Raw genomic sequence first — 14835 nt, 5'->3', positions numbered from 1 at the left:
ATGACGCGCCCGTCACGGCTGGACGCCCGCCACCATCAGGCGTTCCAGAGCGGTGATCCCGAAATGGGAGCGCGTCCTCGGCGGCTCCAGGAAGCGGAGTGTCTCCCACTTGTCGCGCAGCCCCTCCAGGGCGACCTGGGCCTCCAGCCGCGCGAGGCCCGCGCCCAGGCAGTAGTGGGCGCCGAAGCCGAAGCCGAGGTGGCGCTTGATCCGGCGGTCGTAGTCGAGATGGTCGGGCCGGTCGAAGACCTCCCCGTCGCGGTTGGCGGTGCCCAGCATGATGAGGACCAGGTCGCCGGCCGCGATCTTCTGGTCGGCGACCTCGAACGTCTCCGTCGCGACCCTCGCCACCTGCTGGACCGAGGTGTCGAAGCGCAGCAGCTCCTCCACGGCGGGACCGAGGTCGGCCGTGCGCAGCCGCTCCCAGGAGCCCGTGTGCAGGATCGACCGCACGGCCTTGCCGATGAAGGTGGACGTCGTCTCGAAGCCGGCGTAGATGAGGAACGTCGCCGTGGCCCAGACGTCCTGCAGCCCGATCTCGCCGTCGCGGTGGGCCTGCCGGAGGAGGTACAGCGCCGACTCCTCGGGCAGTTCGCCTTCGAGGGCCCGGTCGATGAGGGCGGTCATGTCCTGGAGGGCGGTGTGTCCCCTGGCGACCACCTCGGGGAGGTAGTCCGCCACCAGCAGGGCCGCGACGTCCAGGGCCCACGGTTCGAGGTGGGGTGCGACGGCCGCGTCCAGACCGAGGACGCGGCAGATGACCCGGCCCGAGAGAGGGATGGCGAGGCCTTCCATGATCTCCAGGGAATCGCCGCCCCCGGACAGCAGCTCGGCGACCAGTTCCTCGATGAACGGCCGGTGCGCGGCGATGCGTTCGGCGGAGAAGAGCGGGGCCACCAGCTTCCGGGCACGGTGGTGGGCCGGATTGTCGTTGAACATGAACCACTTGCGTACGAGTCCCGAGGTGCGTGCCCCGTCACCGCCCGCGCCGCCTCCCGCCGCCGCGTGGAGAGGGGTGCTCGCCCGTTCCGGCCACGCGGAGGACAGGGCGGGGTGGCGCAGGAGCCCGGTCGCCGCACGGAAGCCGGTGACGAACCACAGTTCGAGGTCCTCGTCCCAGCGGACCGGTTCCTCCTCCCGCAGCCCCAGATAGTCACGGCACGGGTCGGTCGTCGTCCCGGAACCGCTCTGGTACGGGCACCCGGTGGCGGGCGCGGGAGGCCCTGCCGGGTGCCGGTCGTTCGTGGCCGCTGCGCGGCTCACAGGACTCGCTTGACTCACTGGGACTACCTCTGCTCGGGAGTTCGTGCCGGCGCCGGGGCCGGCTCAGTCGTACGGTTCGAGATGGTGGAACGCGCGGCGGTACCAGGCCAGCGGGCGTGCCGCCGTGCGGAGCCGGGTGTCCGTCAGCTCGCCGATCAGCAGGTCGTGGTCGCCCACCGCGACGACTTCCTGCCGGGTGCACCGGTAGAGGGCGCTCGCGTCGGTGACCACGGGGAGCTGAGTGCCCGGGAGGGTGGAGACCTCGCCGCCCGCGAAGCGGTCGATGTCCCTGGTGGAGAAGCGCGTGGCGAGATGGCGCTGGTGGTCGCCGAGAACGTTGATCACGAACTCCGGGGCCCGGGACAGGGCTCCGTGACAACTGGCCGATCTGGCCACGGAGACCGAGACGAGCGGCGGATCGAGCGAGACCCCCGTGACGGTGCTCGTCGTGAGGCCCCAGTCCTGTCCGTCGTGGCGCGTGGTGACGACACAGACCGGCACCGCGAGCAGCGACATGGCCTCCCGGTAGTCCTGTGCGCTCACTGGTGTGCGTCGCTGTGCGGGCACCGTCACGAAACAGCCTCCGACTCGGTCGCGTGGGGGTCCGGGGTGGGCGCGGGGGGCCCGTCCCGCCGGTCAGACACCGAGCCGCTGCTTGATCTCGGCGAAGTACGGGATGTGCTGGTAGTCGCGCACCTCGGGGTCGAAGACCGTGTAGGCGTTGGTGAATTCGAGCAGCTGCTTCTTGACCGCGTTCACCGGTTCCGTGTGGATGTGGCTCTCGATGGCCTGGATCTCGCCGAGGAAGGCCGCGAGGACGACGGGCAGGTCGGCGGAGAGCTTGATCCGCCCGCCGTCGAGGCGGATCCCCTTGTGCTCCGTGAGGTAGTTGAAGAGCAGCTGGGAGGCCACCGCGTCGTAGTTGGGGCGGGGGATTCCCTCCACGGCGTAGCGCAGCAGCCGCTCGGCGAGAATGAACTCGTAGGCCGTCATGGCCTCGTCCCGCGGCAGATTGTCGTCATGGATGCAGGCCAGCATTCCGGATACATCGACCCGCAGCTCCTCCAGGCCCGCCAGCGGCTTCATCTTCTTCGAGGAGAGGAAATCGGGGATGGGCATGTCGCCCTGCTGGTGGTGGTATTCATGCAGCCTGACCCACCATGAGGCGGCCTGCTCGACCTTCTTGTCCGACGCGCCCTGGATTCTCGGGAAACTGCCCGGTTCCATGACCGCGTCAATCATTTTCCGGGTTATTCGATTGTGTCGCTCGACGAATTTGTCAACGAAATAGAAGATGAGGTCCTCGGGCTTCTGGATGCCGTCGATGTGGTTCTCTGGGAAGAGCGCCACCACGACCCGCGAGTGGAATCCCTTGGTGGCGCCGATGATGTTCACCGGCATGGTGTTGCTCGCGTACCTGTCGGCGAGATACGGGTCCGTGGGGAGCGTCTCGTAGGTGAGGTAGTCCAGGCTCAGCTTCGGGAAGTACGACGCGTCGAAGAGCGAGAATATGTGGTTGTCCCTGCGGGTGTTGATGTGCTCCTTGACGGCTTCCAGGCGGTTGCCCTCCTTGAAGGAGCGTATGTCCTCCAGGAGCGCCCGAACGGCCGGCAGGCCCCGCATCGAGCCGCTGCTCTCAAGCTTCTCGGAGAGATCCGCGAGCGTCGCTCCGTCCCGGAACAGGGCCCGCTCCGGAAGGGTTTGCCGGATCTCGTGGACCTCCGCGAATACCTCGTCCATTTCGTCCATCCCTTCACGCGTGAAGTGTGCGGCACACGGAATCCGTACTTGAATGATGCATTCCGCTTCGCCGCCGATCTGGCCCGTCGCGACATGGGTGGCAACGGGGTGGAACAGCGGTGCAAGTCTAAAGATTCAACTGCGCGATCTCAATGAATCCAGGCCCGGGATTTCGATGGCCGACCCATGCGGTCCCGCTGTCCGCGGAGCCTTGCCGTCCGGGGGTCGCGCTGTTAGCTTCTAGGTCAAGATCGGCTGTCCGCGACGGCTGTATTCATGCGCCATCTGGAGGTTCGTATGAGCGAGCAAGGTCTTTTTTCCGTGGTCCTCAACGAGGAGGAGCAGTACTCGATCTGGCCGCAGGGGAAGGATATACCGGACGGCTGGCGTGCGGACGGGGTAACCGGCACAAAGGAAGAGTGCCTCCGTCATATCGACGAGGTGTGGACCGATATGCGGCCGCTGAGCCTTCGCCGCGAGATGGAGACGCAGGGCTAGCGATATGACCGGCACCGCGAAAGACAGGAAAGACAAGAAGGACAAGTGGCTCGCCTACCGGCGGCCCGGAGACGAGACGGCCACCCGGCTGTTCTTCCTCCCCTACGCCGGTAAGGGAGCCTCCGGTTACCGGGAGCTCGCGGACAGCTTCGGCCCCGAGGTCGAACCCGTCCTGGTGCAGACCCCGGGTCGGGAGGGCCGGCTCGCCGAGCCGGCCGTGCCCGACATCGACGAACTGGTGGGGCAGTTGGCCACCGCGCTGCGGGACCACCTGGACGTGCCGTTCGCCTTCTTCGGGCACAGCATGGGATCGCTGATCGCTTTTGAGTTGGCGGCCCGCCTGGAGCGGACCGAGCCGGAACTCCCCGGCCCGGTCGGCCTGTTCGTCTCGGCCGAGAGTGCCCCGCATCTGCTTGTCCCTCCCGAGGTGACCGATGAGCAGCTCACCGACGAGCAGTTCCTCGCCGATCCGACACGAGTGCGGGACAACAGCCCGCTCAAGTCCGACCCGCTGTTCCTGGAATTGATGCTGCCGAGCTACCGGGCGGACTGCCGGCTCGTCGAGCGCTACGCGGCCAGGGACACCTACTCCTCGGTGCGTTGCCCGATCTCCGCGTTCACCGGCGAGTACGACGAGGTCGTACCGCCGGAGTCCGTGGCCGCCTGGAAGCAGCACACCGAGGACCGGTTCCGGCTCCGGATGCTGCCCAGCGGCGAGGAGGCGTTCTTCGAGCCGGAGTCCTTCCCGCTGATCACGGCGGCGGTCGAGAGCGACCTGCGGGCCGCCCGGCAGTCCTGACACGTCCACCGGGGCCGGTGGGAGAGGCGAGCCGCCTCTCCCACCGGCTTCGGCCTTGCCGGGGCTAGCCGAGGAGATCGCCGACCTTGCGGTCCACGCCCGCCGTCATCCGCTCCAGCACCTCGGACAGTTCGGCCGCCAGCTCCCGCACCACCGATTCCTCGGCCCTGGCCTCGTCATAGATCATGGCGAGCCGCAGCGGCCTGACGTCCACCGAGACGATCAGCGCGGCGCCGACCCGGGAGAAGCCCGCCGTCTCCACCACCCTGAGCCCGCCCGCCGGCACGTCCTGGAAGTTGTGCGGGTAGTTGTGGATGATCAGCAGCGTGTCCCACAGGGCCCCGGACGTCCCCGCCCGTTCCTGGAGGACCCCGAAGTCGGCCGTGGACAGCTCCTTCAGCCGGGCACCGCGCTGATGAAGCCCCTTCAACCAGTCGGCCACCTTCTCCCCGGTGTCGATCCGCAGGCCGGACGGCAGCGTGTTGATCATCAGGCCCAACATCCGCTCCACGTCGTGGACCTCCGCCTCACGGGCGGAGAAGACCAGGCCGTACCGGACGTCGGGCGTGCCCGTGCGCCGGGCGAGCACGACCGCCCAGGCCGCCTCGATCAGCGTACTGAGCGTCAGCCCGTGCTCCCGCACGAAAGCCTCCGCCGCCTGGGGGAGCGGGAAGCGGAGCTCCCCGTAGGGCAGGGGCGAGGGCTCCACTTCGGCAGAGAAGACCGTCCGCGAGGAGAGGCCACGCAGATGCTCCTCCCAGAACCGCTCCGCCGACGCCCGCTGCCGCGCGCCGAGCCACTCCACGTAGCTGCTGAAGCACTCGCGCGGCTCCACCGCCGGCTCGGGGCCGCCGGCCCGCACCGCCGCGTGCAGCTCCAGCAGTTCGTCGTAGAGCTGGGCGAAGCTCCAGCCGTCGAGCAGGACGTTGTGCCGGGTCCACACCATGGCCCAGCGGCGCTCACCGAGCCGCAGCAGGACCATGCGGCTCAGCTGTGTGGCCCCCGCGGGGAAACCGGCGCGCCACTCCTCCTCCAACAGCTCGCGGCGCCGGCGCTCCTGCTCCTCGGGCGGGTACGCGCTCCAGTCCTCGTGGCGGAAGGACGGCTCGGTGGGCGGATGCACCGTCTGCTCGCTCAGCTCAGGCCGCTCGTGCAGCGCGACCGAGGTGCGCAGCACGGGGTTGCGCTCGACCAGACGGCGGAAAGCGGTCCGCATCGCCTCCGGATCGATCTCGCCCTCAAGCAGCAGCTCGGCGGGCACGATGTACATCCCCCGGCCGGGAGCAGCCGCGGCCTCCCGCAGCATCTCCCGCTGGAGCGGTGTCAGCGGGAAGCGGGTGCGGCTCCCGGCGGGCACCTGGACCGCGCCGCTCCCGGCGTGCTCGCCGCCGTCGCCCTTCGTGCCGCCCTCGTCCTTCTCGGCGGCCGCGGCGAGCGCGGCGAGGGTCGGGTGCCTGAAGAGCACGGGAACCGTCACCTCGAAGCCCGCCTTGCGTGCCCTCGCGACCATCTGGATGCCCAGGATGGAATCGCCGCCCAGCTGGAAGAAGTCGTCCTCCCGGCCGATCCGGTCGACCTCCAGCACCTCGGCCCACAGAGCCGCGAGCATCAACTCGCGCGCCCCGAGCGGCGGCGTGCCACCGGTGGCCTCGACGGCGACGGGCTCCGGCCGCCCGGGGGCGGGCAGCGCACCGCGGTCCAGCTTTCCGCTGGCGAGCTTCGGCAGCCCGTCGGGCAGTTCCACGAACACCGCGGGCAGGGCGAACTCGGGCAGGCGCGCGGCGAGATGGTCCCGCAGCTCCTGCTCGCCCCCCGCCGGGGCCCCGCAGTGGTAGGCGACGAGCCGGAGCCCGCCGCTGCCCTCCGCCGCCACGACCGCCGCCTCACGGACCGCGGGGTGGGCGAGCAGGGCGGCCTCCGCCTCACCCGGCTCCACCCGCACGCCACGGATCTTGACCTGCCGGTCGATGCGGTCCACGTACTCCAGCGCCCCGTCGGCACGCCAGCGCGCCCGGTCCCCGGTGCGGTAGAGCCGCCCGCCGGGCGGGCCGAAGGGGTCGGGGACGAACCGCTCGGCGGTCGTGCCGGGCCGCCCGCGGTAGCCGCGGGCCAGCTGGACACCACCGAGATACAACTCGCCCGGGACGCCGATCGGCTGCGGGCGCATCCGCTCGTCCAGCACATAGCAGACCGTGTTGGCCACGGGCCCGCCGATGGCCACCGAGGCGGGCCGCTCCGGCACCGCCCAGCAGGTGACGTCCACGGCGGCCTCCGTCGGACCGTACGCGTTGAACAGACGCGCGCCCGGCAGCACTTCCCGCGCCCTGGCCGCCAGCGCCGGGTCCAGCGGCTCCCCACCGCTGAACAGCACCCGCAGCCCCGTGCACCGCGCGGCTTCCGGCTCCTCCACGAAGTGCCGCAGCAGCGACGGGACGAAGTGCGCCACGGTGACCCCGTGCTCGACGACGAGCCGGGTCAACTCGCTGAAGTCACGGTGGCCTTCCGCGCTGGGCAGCACCACCGTCGCGCCCATGTGCAGCGGGCCGAAGAGCTCCCACACCGCGTAGTCGAAGGTGGGGACGGCGTTCTGGAGCACCACGTCCCGGGCGCCGAGCCCGCAGTCCTCGCGCATCCAGCGCAGGCGGTTGACGACGGCGCGGTGCGAGACCATGACGCCCTTGGGCGTGCCGGTGGAGCCCGAGGTGTAGAGCACGTAGGCGAGATTGCCGGGCCCGGGTCGGCCCTCCGGCGAGGCCGGCGCCCCGGCCGGCCGCTCGTCGAGGCGGCGGACACCTGAGGCGTCCACCAGCAGCTCGGCGCCCGCGTCGGACACCATGAGCTCCCGGCGCGCGGCGGGCCAGTCCGGGCCGAGCGGCAGATACGCGCCGCCCGCCTTCAGCACGGCGAGCAGCGTGACCAGCAGCCGCACCGAACGCTCCAGGCAGACCGCGACCACCGTCTCGGGCCCGGTGCCCAGCTCGCGCAGCCGGGCCGCCAGTTCCTCGGCCTCCGCGTTCAGCTCGGCATAGCTGAGCCCGCGCTCCGCGCTGATCACGGCGGTGCGGTCCGGGGTCGCCCGCGCCTGCTCCTCGAACAGTTCGTGGACGCAGCGGTCGGGGCCGAGGTCCGCCGAGGTGTCGTTCCACTCGTGCAGCACCTGCCGCAGCTCCGCCGCGGGGACCGTCTCCAGCGCGGACAGCGGCCGGTCGGGGGCGGCCGTCACGGCCTCCAGCAGCGCGCCGAACCGGTCGGCGAAGCGGCGTACCGTCGCCTCGTCGAAAAGTGCCGTGGCGTACTCGACGTCCACGAGCAACTCCTGCGGCGCCTCCCAGACGTACAGGCTGAAGTCGTACGTCGCGTGCCGGCGCGGCACGGGGAAGAAGACGGCCGAGACCTCGCCCAGGTCGGCGCTGATGGCGGGCGGGGTCGGCTGGGAGACCAGGGTGGTCGAGAACAGCGGCGGCCGCGATCCGTCCCGCTCCAGCTCCAGTTCGGACAGCACGCGGCCGAACGGCACGTCGCTGTGGGCCATCGCGCCGAACCCGGCCTGCCGGGTGCGGTCCAGCAGTTCACGGAAGGTCGGATCACCGCCGAGATCGCCGCGGAAGGCGACCATGTTGACCAGCGCGCCCACCATCCGCTCGAGGCCGGGTCGCGACCGCGAGGTCACCGGGGACCCGACCACCACGTCCTCGCTGCCCGCCCAGCGGCCGAGCAGCACCTGGAACGCCGCGAGCAGCACCGTGAAGCGCGTCGCCCGCTGCTCGCGCGCCAGCGCGTCGAGGCCGTCCCTGACCGTGCCCGGCACGGCGAAGCGGAACCTGCGCCCCGCCGTGTCGCGCACCTCGGGGCGGGGCCGGTCCAGCGGCAGCTCCAGCTCGGCTGCGTCCGTCAACTGCTGTCGCCAGTAGTGCAGTTGCGCTTCCAGATCCTTGGACTGCTGCTGAAGGGTGTACTGCGCGTAGGAGGGGGCGGGCCCGGGCAGCTCGCGGCCCGCGTAGAGAGCGGCCAGCTCCGCGCACAGCACCTCCATCGTCGGCCCGTCGGCGACGATGTGGTGGGAGTACAGCAGGAAGACGTGGTCGGTGGGGGAGAGCCGCACGAGATGCGGCCGCAGCAGCGGGCCCGCGCCCAGGTCGAAGGGCTCGGCCAGCCGGTCGAGGGCGTACGCGCGTGCCTCGTCCTCGCTTTCGGCGTCCCGCCGCACCAGCGTCAGCCGGGGCGCGGCGTCGGCCGGCCGGATCTCCTGCACCGGCCGCCCGTCGGGGCCGGCCGGGAAGCGGGTGCGCAGCGCCTCATGGCGCACCACGAGCGCGTCGACGGCCGACTGCAACCGCTCGGGGTCCAGCGGGCCGCTCAGACGCAGCGAGAGCAGTTCGGTGTACGCGAGGTTGCCGGGGGCGACCTGCTCGGCGACCCACTGGGCCTCCTGCTCGGGAGAGAGCGGCAGTTCGTCCGGCACCGGCACCGGTTCCGCACGGCCGGTGGCCGCGGCGGGCTCCGGGGGCGGGGGCAGCTTCCGCACGGCCTCGACCAGGGCCTCGGTGAACTCCTCCAGTTCGGGGTGGAAGAAGAGCAGCGTGAGCGGCAGCCCGTCGCCGAACTGTTCGCGCAGCGACGCCATCAGGCGGGCCCCGCCGATCGAGTCGCCGCCCAGCTCGAAGAAGTCCGCGTCGGCGTCGAGGCCCGTCCTGCCGAGCGCGGCCTCCCAGGCGCCGACGGCGGCCGCCCGGATGTCCTCGGGGCGCCGGACGAGGTCCGCGGGTGTGGCCTGCGTGTCCATGGTGTCTCTCCTCATCGCCGGTCCTGCGGGGGGCCCTCGGAGCCGAGATGGGCCTCCAGCTCGTCGACGTCTACGTGGTAGCGGTGGGCGGAAGCGTCGGGCAGATCCCCGATGCGCGTCTCCGGGTCGGCGACGGCCGCCGAGAGCATCGTGGCGAAGGTCTCGATGGCCTGGACGACCGTGTCGTGGTCGAACAGGTCCAGCGCGTACTCGAACCGGCCGAAGGCGCCGAGCCTGCTGTCCCAGAGCGTCAGCGTGCTGTCGTAGAGGGAGGTCTGCGGGTCGGTGTCGATGGGGTTCAGCTGGAGCCCCGACATCTCGAACGGGTCGTTCCAGGGCAGGAAGAGGTAGCGGAGCCGGAACAGCGGCGTCCAGGAGATGTCGCGCTCCGGGGCCAGCCGGTCCACCAGCGACTGGTAGGGCGCCTCCGCGTGGGAGAGCGCGCCCGACACCGTCCGGCGCACGTCGGCGAGGGCGCTGCGGAAGGTCTGCTCGGGGCGCAGCCGGGTGCGCAGCAGCATCGGCCGCAGCAGCAGGCCCAGCAGATTGTCCGGCGAGCGGTCACGGTTGGCGGTCGGGGAGCCGAGCACCAGGTCGCTCTCGCCGGTGGTCCGGCCCAGCGAGGCGGCCAGCGCGGTGTAGGCCGTCATGAACGGCGTGACGCGCTCGGCCCTGCTCAGCGCGTTCAGCTGCGCGGTGGTCCGGTCCGGGAACAGCATCCAGGCCCGGTGCCCGGCGAAGGACGGCACGGCAGGGCGCTCGCCGCCCAGCGACTCCTTCAGCGGGAAGGTCGCCGGGTCCGGTGCGCCCGCCAACTCCCGCTCCCAGTACGCCAGCTGGTCGTCCAGCAGTCCGTCGCGCAGCCGGGCGCGCTCCTGTTCCGCGAAGACCCGGTAGGGCACGGACGGCGGCAGGTCGGCGCCGCGGCCATGCAGCAACGCCCCGTAGACGGTGAAGAGTTCCTTCAGGAAGACGGTGAAGGACACCCAGTCGGTGATCATGTGGTTCTTGACGGCCGCGAGCTGGAACTCCTCGGCGCCCAGCGTGATCAGCGCGAGCCGCATCGGCGGCAGGCCGGCGGGAAAGGGCCGCCGGGCCAGCTCCGTACGGATGGCGCGCGCCGCGCGGACCCGCTCGGCCGGGGCGACATCCGTGACGTCGAAGCGCTCAAGGGCCACGGGGAACTCGTCGGGCGCACCGATCCGCTGGAAGGGCTCGCCCGTCGCCGACTCGCCGAAGGCGGTGCGCAGCACCTCGTGCCTGCCCACCACCGTCCGCAGCGCCTTCTCCAGCAGCTCGGGCCGGAGCGGGCCGCGGATCCGCAGTCCGGTGGTGACGTAGTTGGCGGGGCCCGGCGGCAGCGCCTTCTGCACCCGGAACATCCGCTCCTGGTCGATCCCGAGCGGGGCGGTGGTGACGGGCGAGGTGACGGCGGGCGCCACGAGGGAAGCGCTGCCCGAAGCGCTGGAGCCGGCGGGCTCGGCCCGGTACGACTCCTGCACACCCGCCAGCAGGTCGATGCTCCGCTGCGCCTGCTCCAGCGTGACGCCGAAGTCCACCAGGCAGGCCGCCTCGTCGACGCCCGCCTCCGCGAGCCGGTCCAGCAGGCCGCGCACCGTGCGCGGCGAGCCGATCAGCGCCGTCTGGTGGGCGTAACGCTCGTAGGCGAAGTCGAGCTGCGCCTCGATGTCGGCGCCCCCGGCGTCCGTACCGGAGCCCTCGACCATGTCGCTCTGCTGCCCGAGGTAGCCGCGCAGGTACTCGCGCAGCGGCTCGCGACAGCGTTCGCGCGCGGCGGTCGCGTCCTCCTCCAGGTAGGTGTGGAGCATCACGCTGACGATGCCGGTGGCGGGATCGTGGCCGCCTGCGGCGCGCTCCTTGCGGTACAGCGCGATGTTGGCGGCGAGCTGCTCCGTCTCCGTGCCGATCAGCCCGGTCAGGATGTTCGCGCCCAGCCGGCCGGCCTGCACATAGGTGTCCGGGTTGCCGGAAGCGGTGATCCAGATGGGCAGTTCGGGGGTCACCGGCCGGGGATAGAGCGTCGGGGTGATCTCCGTGCCCTTGGGGCCGGGGAGGGTGACCTCCTCGCCCCGCCACAGCTTCCGCACCACGGGGATGGTGTCCCAGGTGTACTGGCGGCGGTCCTCGTACTTCTCCGGGGCGATGACGAAGTCGGTGCCGTGCCAGCCGGTGGCGAAGGAGATGCCGACCCGGCCGCCGGAGAGGTTGTCGATGACGGACCAGTCCTCCACCACCCGCACCGGGTGGTGCAGCGGCAGCACCAGGCTGCCCGCGCGGATCTGGACCCGTTCGGTGACGGCCGCCAGCGCGGAGCCGAGAACGGACGGGTTCGGGTAGATGCCGCCGAAGTCGTGGAAGTGCCGCTCGGGCGTCCACACCGCGGCGAACCCGAGGCGGTCGGCCTGGCGGGCCGTCTCCATCAGGAAGCGGTACGGCCGCCCCTTGTCCCCGGCCGTGTTGGCGAAGTAGAAGAGGCTGAACTTCAGCGGCCGCCGGGGTGGCCTGGCGGCAGCGGCGCGCGCACCGAGCCGTTCGGTGAGCGCGGCACGCTGCGCGGGGGAGAGGGCGGCCAGCCGGTCCCGCAGCGACGGGGTGAGCGCGCCCTTCGCGTCGTCGTGCGGGGGCGGGGTCGGGGTCATGCCTTCGCTCCTTCTGCTCCGCCGGTGCCGAGCAGCCGGACGAGTTCGTCCTCCGGAAGCCCTTCCAGCTGGGCCATCAGTTCGTCGAGCTCATCGGGCTCGGGGGGACCGGCGTGCGTGGTGCCCTCGCCGCCGCCGTCGATCAGCGCGGCGAGCTCCGACACCTGCGGCGCCTCGAAGAGGTAGCGCACGGGGAAGTCGGTGCCCAGCTGCTTGCGCAGCCGGTGCACGAGCTCGGCCGCGAGCAGCGAGGTGCCGCCGAGCCCGAAGAAGTCGTCCTCCGGGCTGACGTCGTCGATGCCGAAGGCCTCGGCGAAAGCGGCCAGCACGATCGCCTCGGTACGGCTGCCGGATCCGGCAGGGACAGGGGCGGCGGACGCCTCCCGCGCGGCCGTGGTGGCCTCCGCCTCGTCGGCGGCGGCCACGCCGCCCGCCTGCGCGCGGGCCGGCGCGTCGAGCCAGTAGCGGTCCCGGGCGAAGGGGTAACCGGGCAGCTCCGCGTGCGAGCGCCGCTCCCCGGCGTAGTACGCGGCCCAGTCGATCTCGGCCCCGGCCTCCCACGCCTGGCCCAGCGCGCCCAGCAGTTGGGCGTCCGGCGCCTGGCCACCGGTCAGCGGAAGCGACGCCACGGGCGCGTGCCGCAGCGCGCGCAGATGCCTGCGGGCCAGCTCCGACATGCCCTTGCCCGCGCCGACCTCCACGAAGAGGGTGTCCTGCCGCGCCGCCAGCAGATCCACCCCGGCGCCGAAGCGGACCGTGCCGCGCGCCTGCGCCGACCAGTACGCCGGGTCGCAGGCCTGCTCCGCGGTGATCGGCTGCCCCGTCAGGCAGGAGATGAACGGCAGCGACGGCTCCCGCAGCCGCACGGCGCGCAGCTCCCGCTCGAACGCGGCCAGCATGGGGTCCAGCATCGCCGAGTGGAAGGCGTGCGAGGTGTGCAGCACCCGGCACTGCACGCCCTTCGCGGCCAGGCCGGCGCGCAGCTCCTCGACCGCCTCCGCGGGCCCGGACAGCACGCACTGACGCGGGCCGTTCACCGCCGCGAGGTCCAGCTTCGCGTCCCGCGCGTGGGCGGCGGCCTCCTCCCCGGGCAGCGCCACGGCGAGCATGCTCCCGTGCGGCAGCGCGGCCATCAGGCGGCCGCGGGCGGCCACCAGGCGCAGCGCGTCCGGCAGCTCGAACACCCCGGCCAGGCAGGCGGCGACGTACTCGCCGATGCTGTGCCCGGCCATCGCCCGCGGGATGACCCCCCACTCCTGCCACTGCCGTGCCAGCGCGTACGAGAACGCGAACAGCGCGGGCTGGGCCTTGTCGGTGCTGTCGAGCGCCTCGGCGTCGGCGCCGGGGTCGAGCAGCAGGTCCCGCAGCTCCACGCCCTCGCCCCGCAGCAGCTCCAGGCAGGCGTCGAGCTCCTCGCGGAACCGGGGCGCCACCTCGTGCAGTCCGGCGGCCATGCCCGGACGCTGCGCACCCTGCCCGGGGAAGAGGAACACCGGGGAGGGCGGCTCGCCGGCCACCCTGATCCGTCGCGTGTCCACGTCCCGCAGCCGGGCCCTCGCCTCCTTCGCGTCGGCGGCGACCACCGCGAGCCGGTGCGGCAGCAGCCGCCGGCCGGTGGCCAGCGTGTGGGCCGCGTCCGCCACCAGGTCGGCGGGGCCGTCCGGGAGGTCGAGCGCGTCGGCGACACGCAGCCGCCAACGCTCCAGCGCGTCCTCGTCGACGGCCGAGAGGACCAGCAGCTCACGCCCGCGCGGGCTCGGCGTCCCCGGGGCCTCGGCGGGGGCCTGCTCAAGGACCACGTGCGCGTTGGTCCCACCGACACCGAACGAGCTGACCGCGGCGCGCCGGGGCGTGTCCCCGGACGGCCAGACCGCGCTCTTCACGGGTATGTAGAAGGGCGAATCCTCCAGCTCCAGCAGCGGGTTGGGCTTCTCGAAGTACGGGCTCGGCGGGATGATCCCGTCCCGCACGGCCAGCGCCGCGCGCATCAGCCCGGCCACGCCGGCCGCGGCGTCCAGGTGCCCGATGCCGGCCTTCGCCGAGCCGAGCGCGACACGCCGGCCCGCCCAGGCCTTCTCGTCACCCGTCCCATAGGCACTGCGCAGCGCCTCGATCTCGATGGGGTCGCCGATCCGGGTGCCGGTGCCGTGCGTCTCGACGTACCCGATGGTGTGCGGGGCCACGTCGCCGAGCGACATCGCGTCGCGGACCACGGCCGCCTGCCCCTCGACGCTGGGCGCCGTGAAGCCGACCTTGGCCGCGCCGTCGTTGTTGATCGCCGAGCCGCGGATGACGGCGTACACCCTGCGGCCCTCGGCCACGGCGTCGTCGTACCGCTGGAGGAGCACGGCGCCCGCGCCGCTGCCGCCCACGGTCCCCTCCGCGCGGTGGTCGAACGGACGGCAATGGCCGTCCCGTGAGGAGATGCTGCCTTCCTTGTAGAGATGGCCGACGCGGTGCGGCAGTTCGATGGTGGAGCCGCCCGCCAGCGCGATGTCGCTCTCGTGGGAGAGCAGGCTCTGGACGGCCATGTGGACGGCGACCAGCGACGCGGAGCAGGCGGTCTGCACGCTCACCGCGGGCCCGCGCAGGCCCAGGCGGTAGCCGGCCGCGGTGGCGAGGAAGTCCTTGTCGTTGAGGATCCGCCCTTCGAGCATGTTGATCGAACCGCCCAGCGCGGGCACCGCGTTCAGCCACAGATAGCGGGTCATCCCGGCCGCGGCGAACACGGCGGCACGCTCGGCGTAGCGGTCGGGGTCGCAGCCGGCGTCCTCCAGCGCCTGCCAGGCGCACTCCAGGAAGATCCGCACCTGCGGATCCATCAGCCGGGCCTCGCGCGCCGTGTAGCCGAACGCCTTGGCGTCGAACCGGTCGTAATCCGCGAGCGGCATCCCCGACCGGACGTAGTCCGGGTCGTCCACCAGCGCCGGGTCCTCGCCCGCGGCGATCAGCTCGTCGCGGCTGTACTCCACGAGCGCCTCGGTGCCCGCCACCGCGTTCCGCCAGAACGCGGGGACGCTGTCGCTGCCGGGAAAGCGCCCGGCCATCCCCACGATCGCGATGAGATCCTCGGTGTCCGTCATGTCCGTACG

8 protein-coding genes are annotated in these 14835 nt (G+C 72.1%); 2 read left to right on the top strand and 6 right to left on the bottom strand.

The window, feature by feature from the left end; translation table 11 throughout:
• Nucleotides 1-12 precede the first annotated feature (12 nt).
• The 3 genes from KKZ08_RS01635 to KKZ08_RS01625 all read right to left on the bottom strand — a co-directional run bounded on the left by KKZ08_RS01635 (nucleotide 13) and on the right by KKZ08_RS01625 (nucleotide 3003).
• Nucleotides 13-1263: a cytochrome P450 gene (locus tag KKZ08_RS01635; RefSeq protein ID WP_223772702.1), complete on the bottom strand. Its 1251-nt coding sequence runs from the start codon at nucleotides 1261-1263 to the stop codon at nucleotides 13-15.
• A 63-nt stretch (nucleotides 1264-1326) separates the two neighbouring features.
• On the bottom strand, nucleotides 1327-1806 hold the full coding sequence (locus tag KKZ08_RS01630) for a flavin reductase family protein (RefSeq protein WP_223772701.1): 480 nt from the start codon (nucleotides 1804-1806) through the stop codon (nucleotides 1327-1329).
• A 93-nt stretch (nucleotides 1807-1899) separates the two neighbouring features.
• Nucleotides 1900-3003, bottom strand: a complete 1104-nt coding sequence (locus tag KKZ08_RS01625) for a DUF6421 family protein (protein WP_223772700.1) — start codon at nucleotides 3001-3003, stop codon at nucleotides 1900-1902.
• Between the two features lie 297 nt (nucleotides 3004-3300).
• Between KKZ08_RS01625 and KKZ08_RS01620 the strand changes: the two genes are divergently transcribed.
• A complete protein-coding gene (locus KKZ08_RS01620; protein ID WP_223772699.1) occupies nucleotides 3301-3501 on the top strand; it encodes an MbtH family NRPS accessory protein in 201 nt (66 codons plus the stop codon).
• A 4-nt stretch (nucleotides 3502-3505) separates the two neighbouring features.
• Nucleotides 3506-4300 (top strand): alpha/beta fold hydrolase, encoded by a 795-nt coding sequence (locus KKZ08_RS01615; RefSeq protein WP_223772698.1) that lies wholly within the window; start codon nucleotides 3506-3508, stop codon nucleotides 4298-4300.
• A 64-nt stretch (nucleotides 4301-4364) separates the two neighbouring features.
• Here the strand turns inward: KKZ08_RS01615 and KKZ08_RS01610 are convergent, their stop codons facing one another.
• Genes KKZ08_RS01610 through KKZ08_RS01600 form a run of 3 tightly spaced genes read right to left on the bottom strand, consistent with a single transcriptional unit; the run spans nucleotide 4365 to nucleotide 14826 of the window.
• Nucleotides 4365-9083 carry a non-ribosomal peptide synthetase gene (locus KKZ08_RS01610; protein ID WP_223772697.1) on the bottom strand — a complete coding sequence of 1573 codons (4719 nt, stop codon included), beginning with the start codon at nucleotides 9081-9083 and terminating at the stop codon, nucleotides 4365-4367.
• Nucleotides 9084-9094: 11 nt separating this feature from the next.
• Entirely contained in the window at nucleotides 9095-11743 is a 2649-nt protein-coding gene (locus KKZ08_RS01605; RefSeq protein ID WP_223772696.1) for a MupA/Atu3671 family FMN-dependent luciferase-like monooxygenase, read from the bottom strand.
• A complete protein-coding gene (locus KKZ08_RS01600; protein WP_223772695.1) occupies nucleotides 11740-14826 on the bottom strand; it encodes a type I polyketide synthase in 3087 nt (1028 codons plus the stop codon). The genes KKZ08_RS01605 and KKZ08_RS01600 overlap by 4 nt, the downstream gene beginning before the upstream one ends.
• Between the last annotated feature and the right edge of the window lie 9 nt (nucleotides 14827-14835).

The organism is Streptomyces sp. 135, from assembly GCF_020026305.1.
Lineage (GTDB): Bacteria > Actinomycetota > Actinomycetes > Streptomycetales > Streptomycetaceae > Streptomyces.
This window is presented reverse-complemented; position numbering and strand designations above follow the sequence as displayed.

Coding starts and splice junctions, on each gene's coding strand:
- KKZ08_RS01625 (WP_223772700.1), bottom strand. CDS start 3,003: ATGGACGAGGTATTCGCGGAGGTCCACGAGATCCGGCAAACCCTTCCG.
- KKZ08_RS01620 (WP_223772699.1), top strand. CDS start 3,301: ATGAGCGAGCAAGGTCTTTTTTCCGTGGTCCTCAACGAGGAGGAGCAG.
- KKZ08_RS01615 (WP_223772698.1), top strand. CDS start 3,506: ATGACCGGCACCGCGAAAGACAGGAAAGACAAGAAGGACAAGTGGCTC.
- KKZ08_RS01610 (WP_223772697.1), bottom strand. CDS start 9,083: ATGGACACGCAGGCCACACCCGCGGACCTCGTCCGGCGCCCCGAGGAC.
- KKZ08_RS01605 (WP_223772696.1), bottom strand. CDS start 11,743: ATGACCCCGACCCCGCCCCCGCACGACGACGCGAAGGGCGCGCTCACC.
- KKZ08_RS01600 (WP_223772695.1), bottom strand. CDS start 14,826: ATGACGGACACCGAGGATCTCATCGCGATCGTGGGGATGGCCGGGCGC.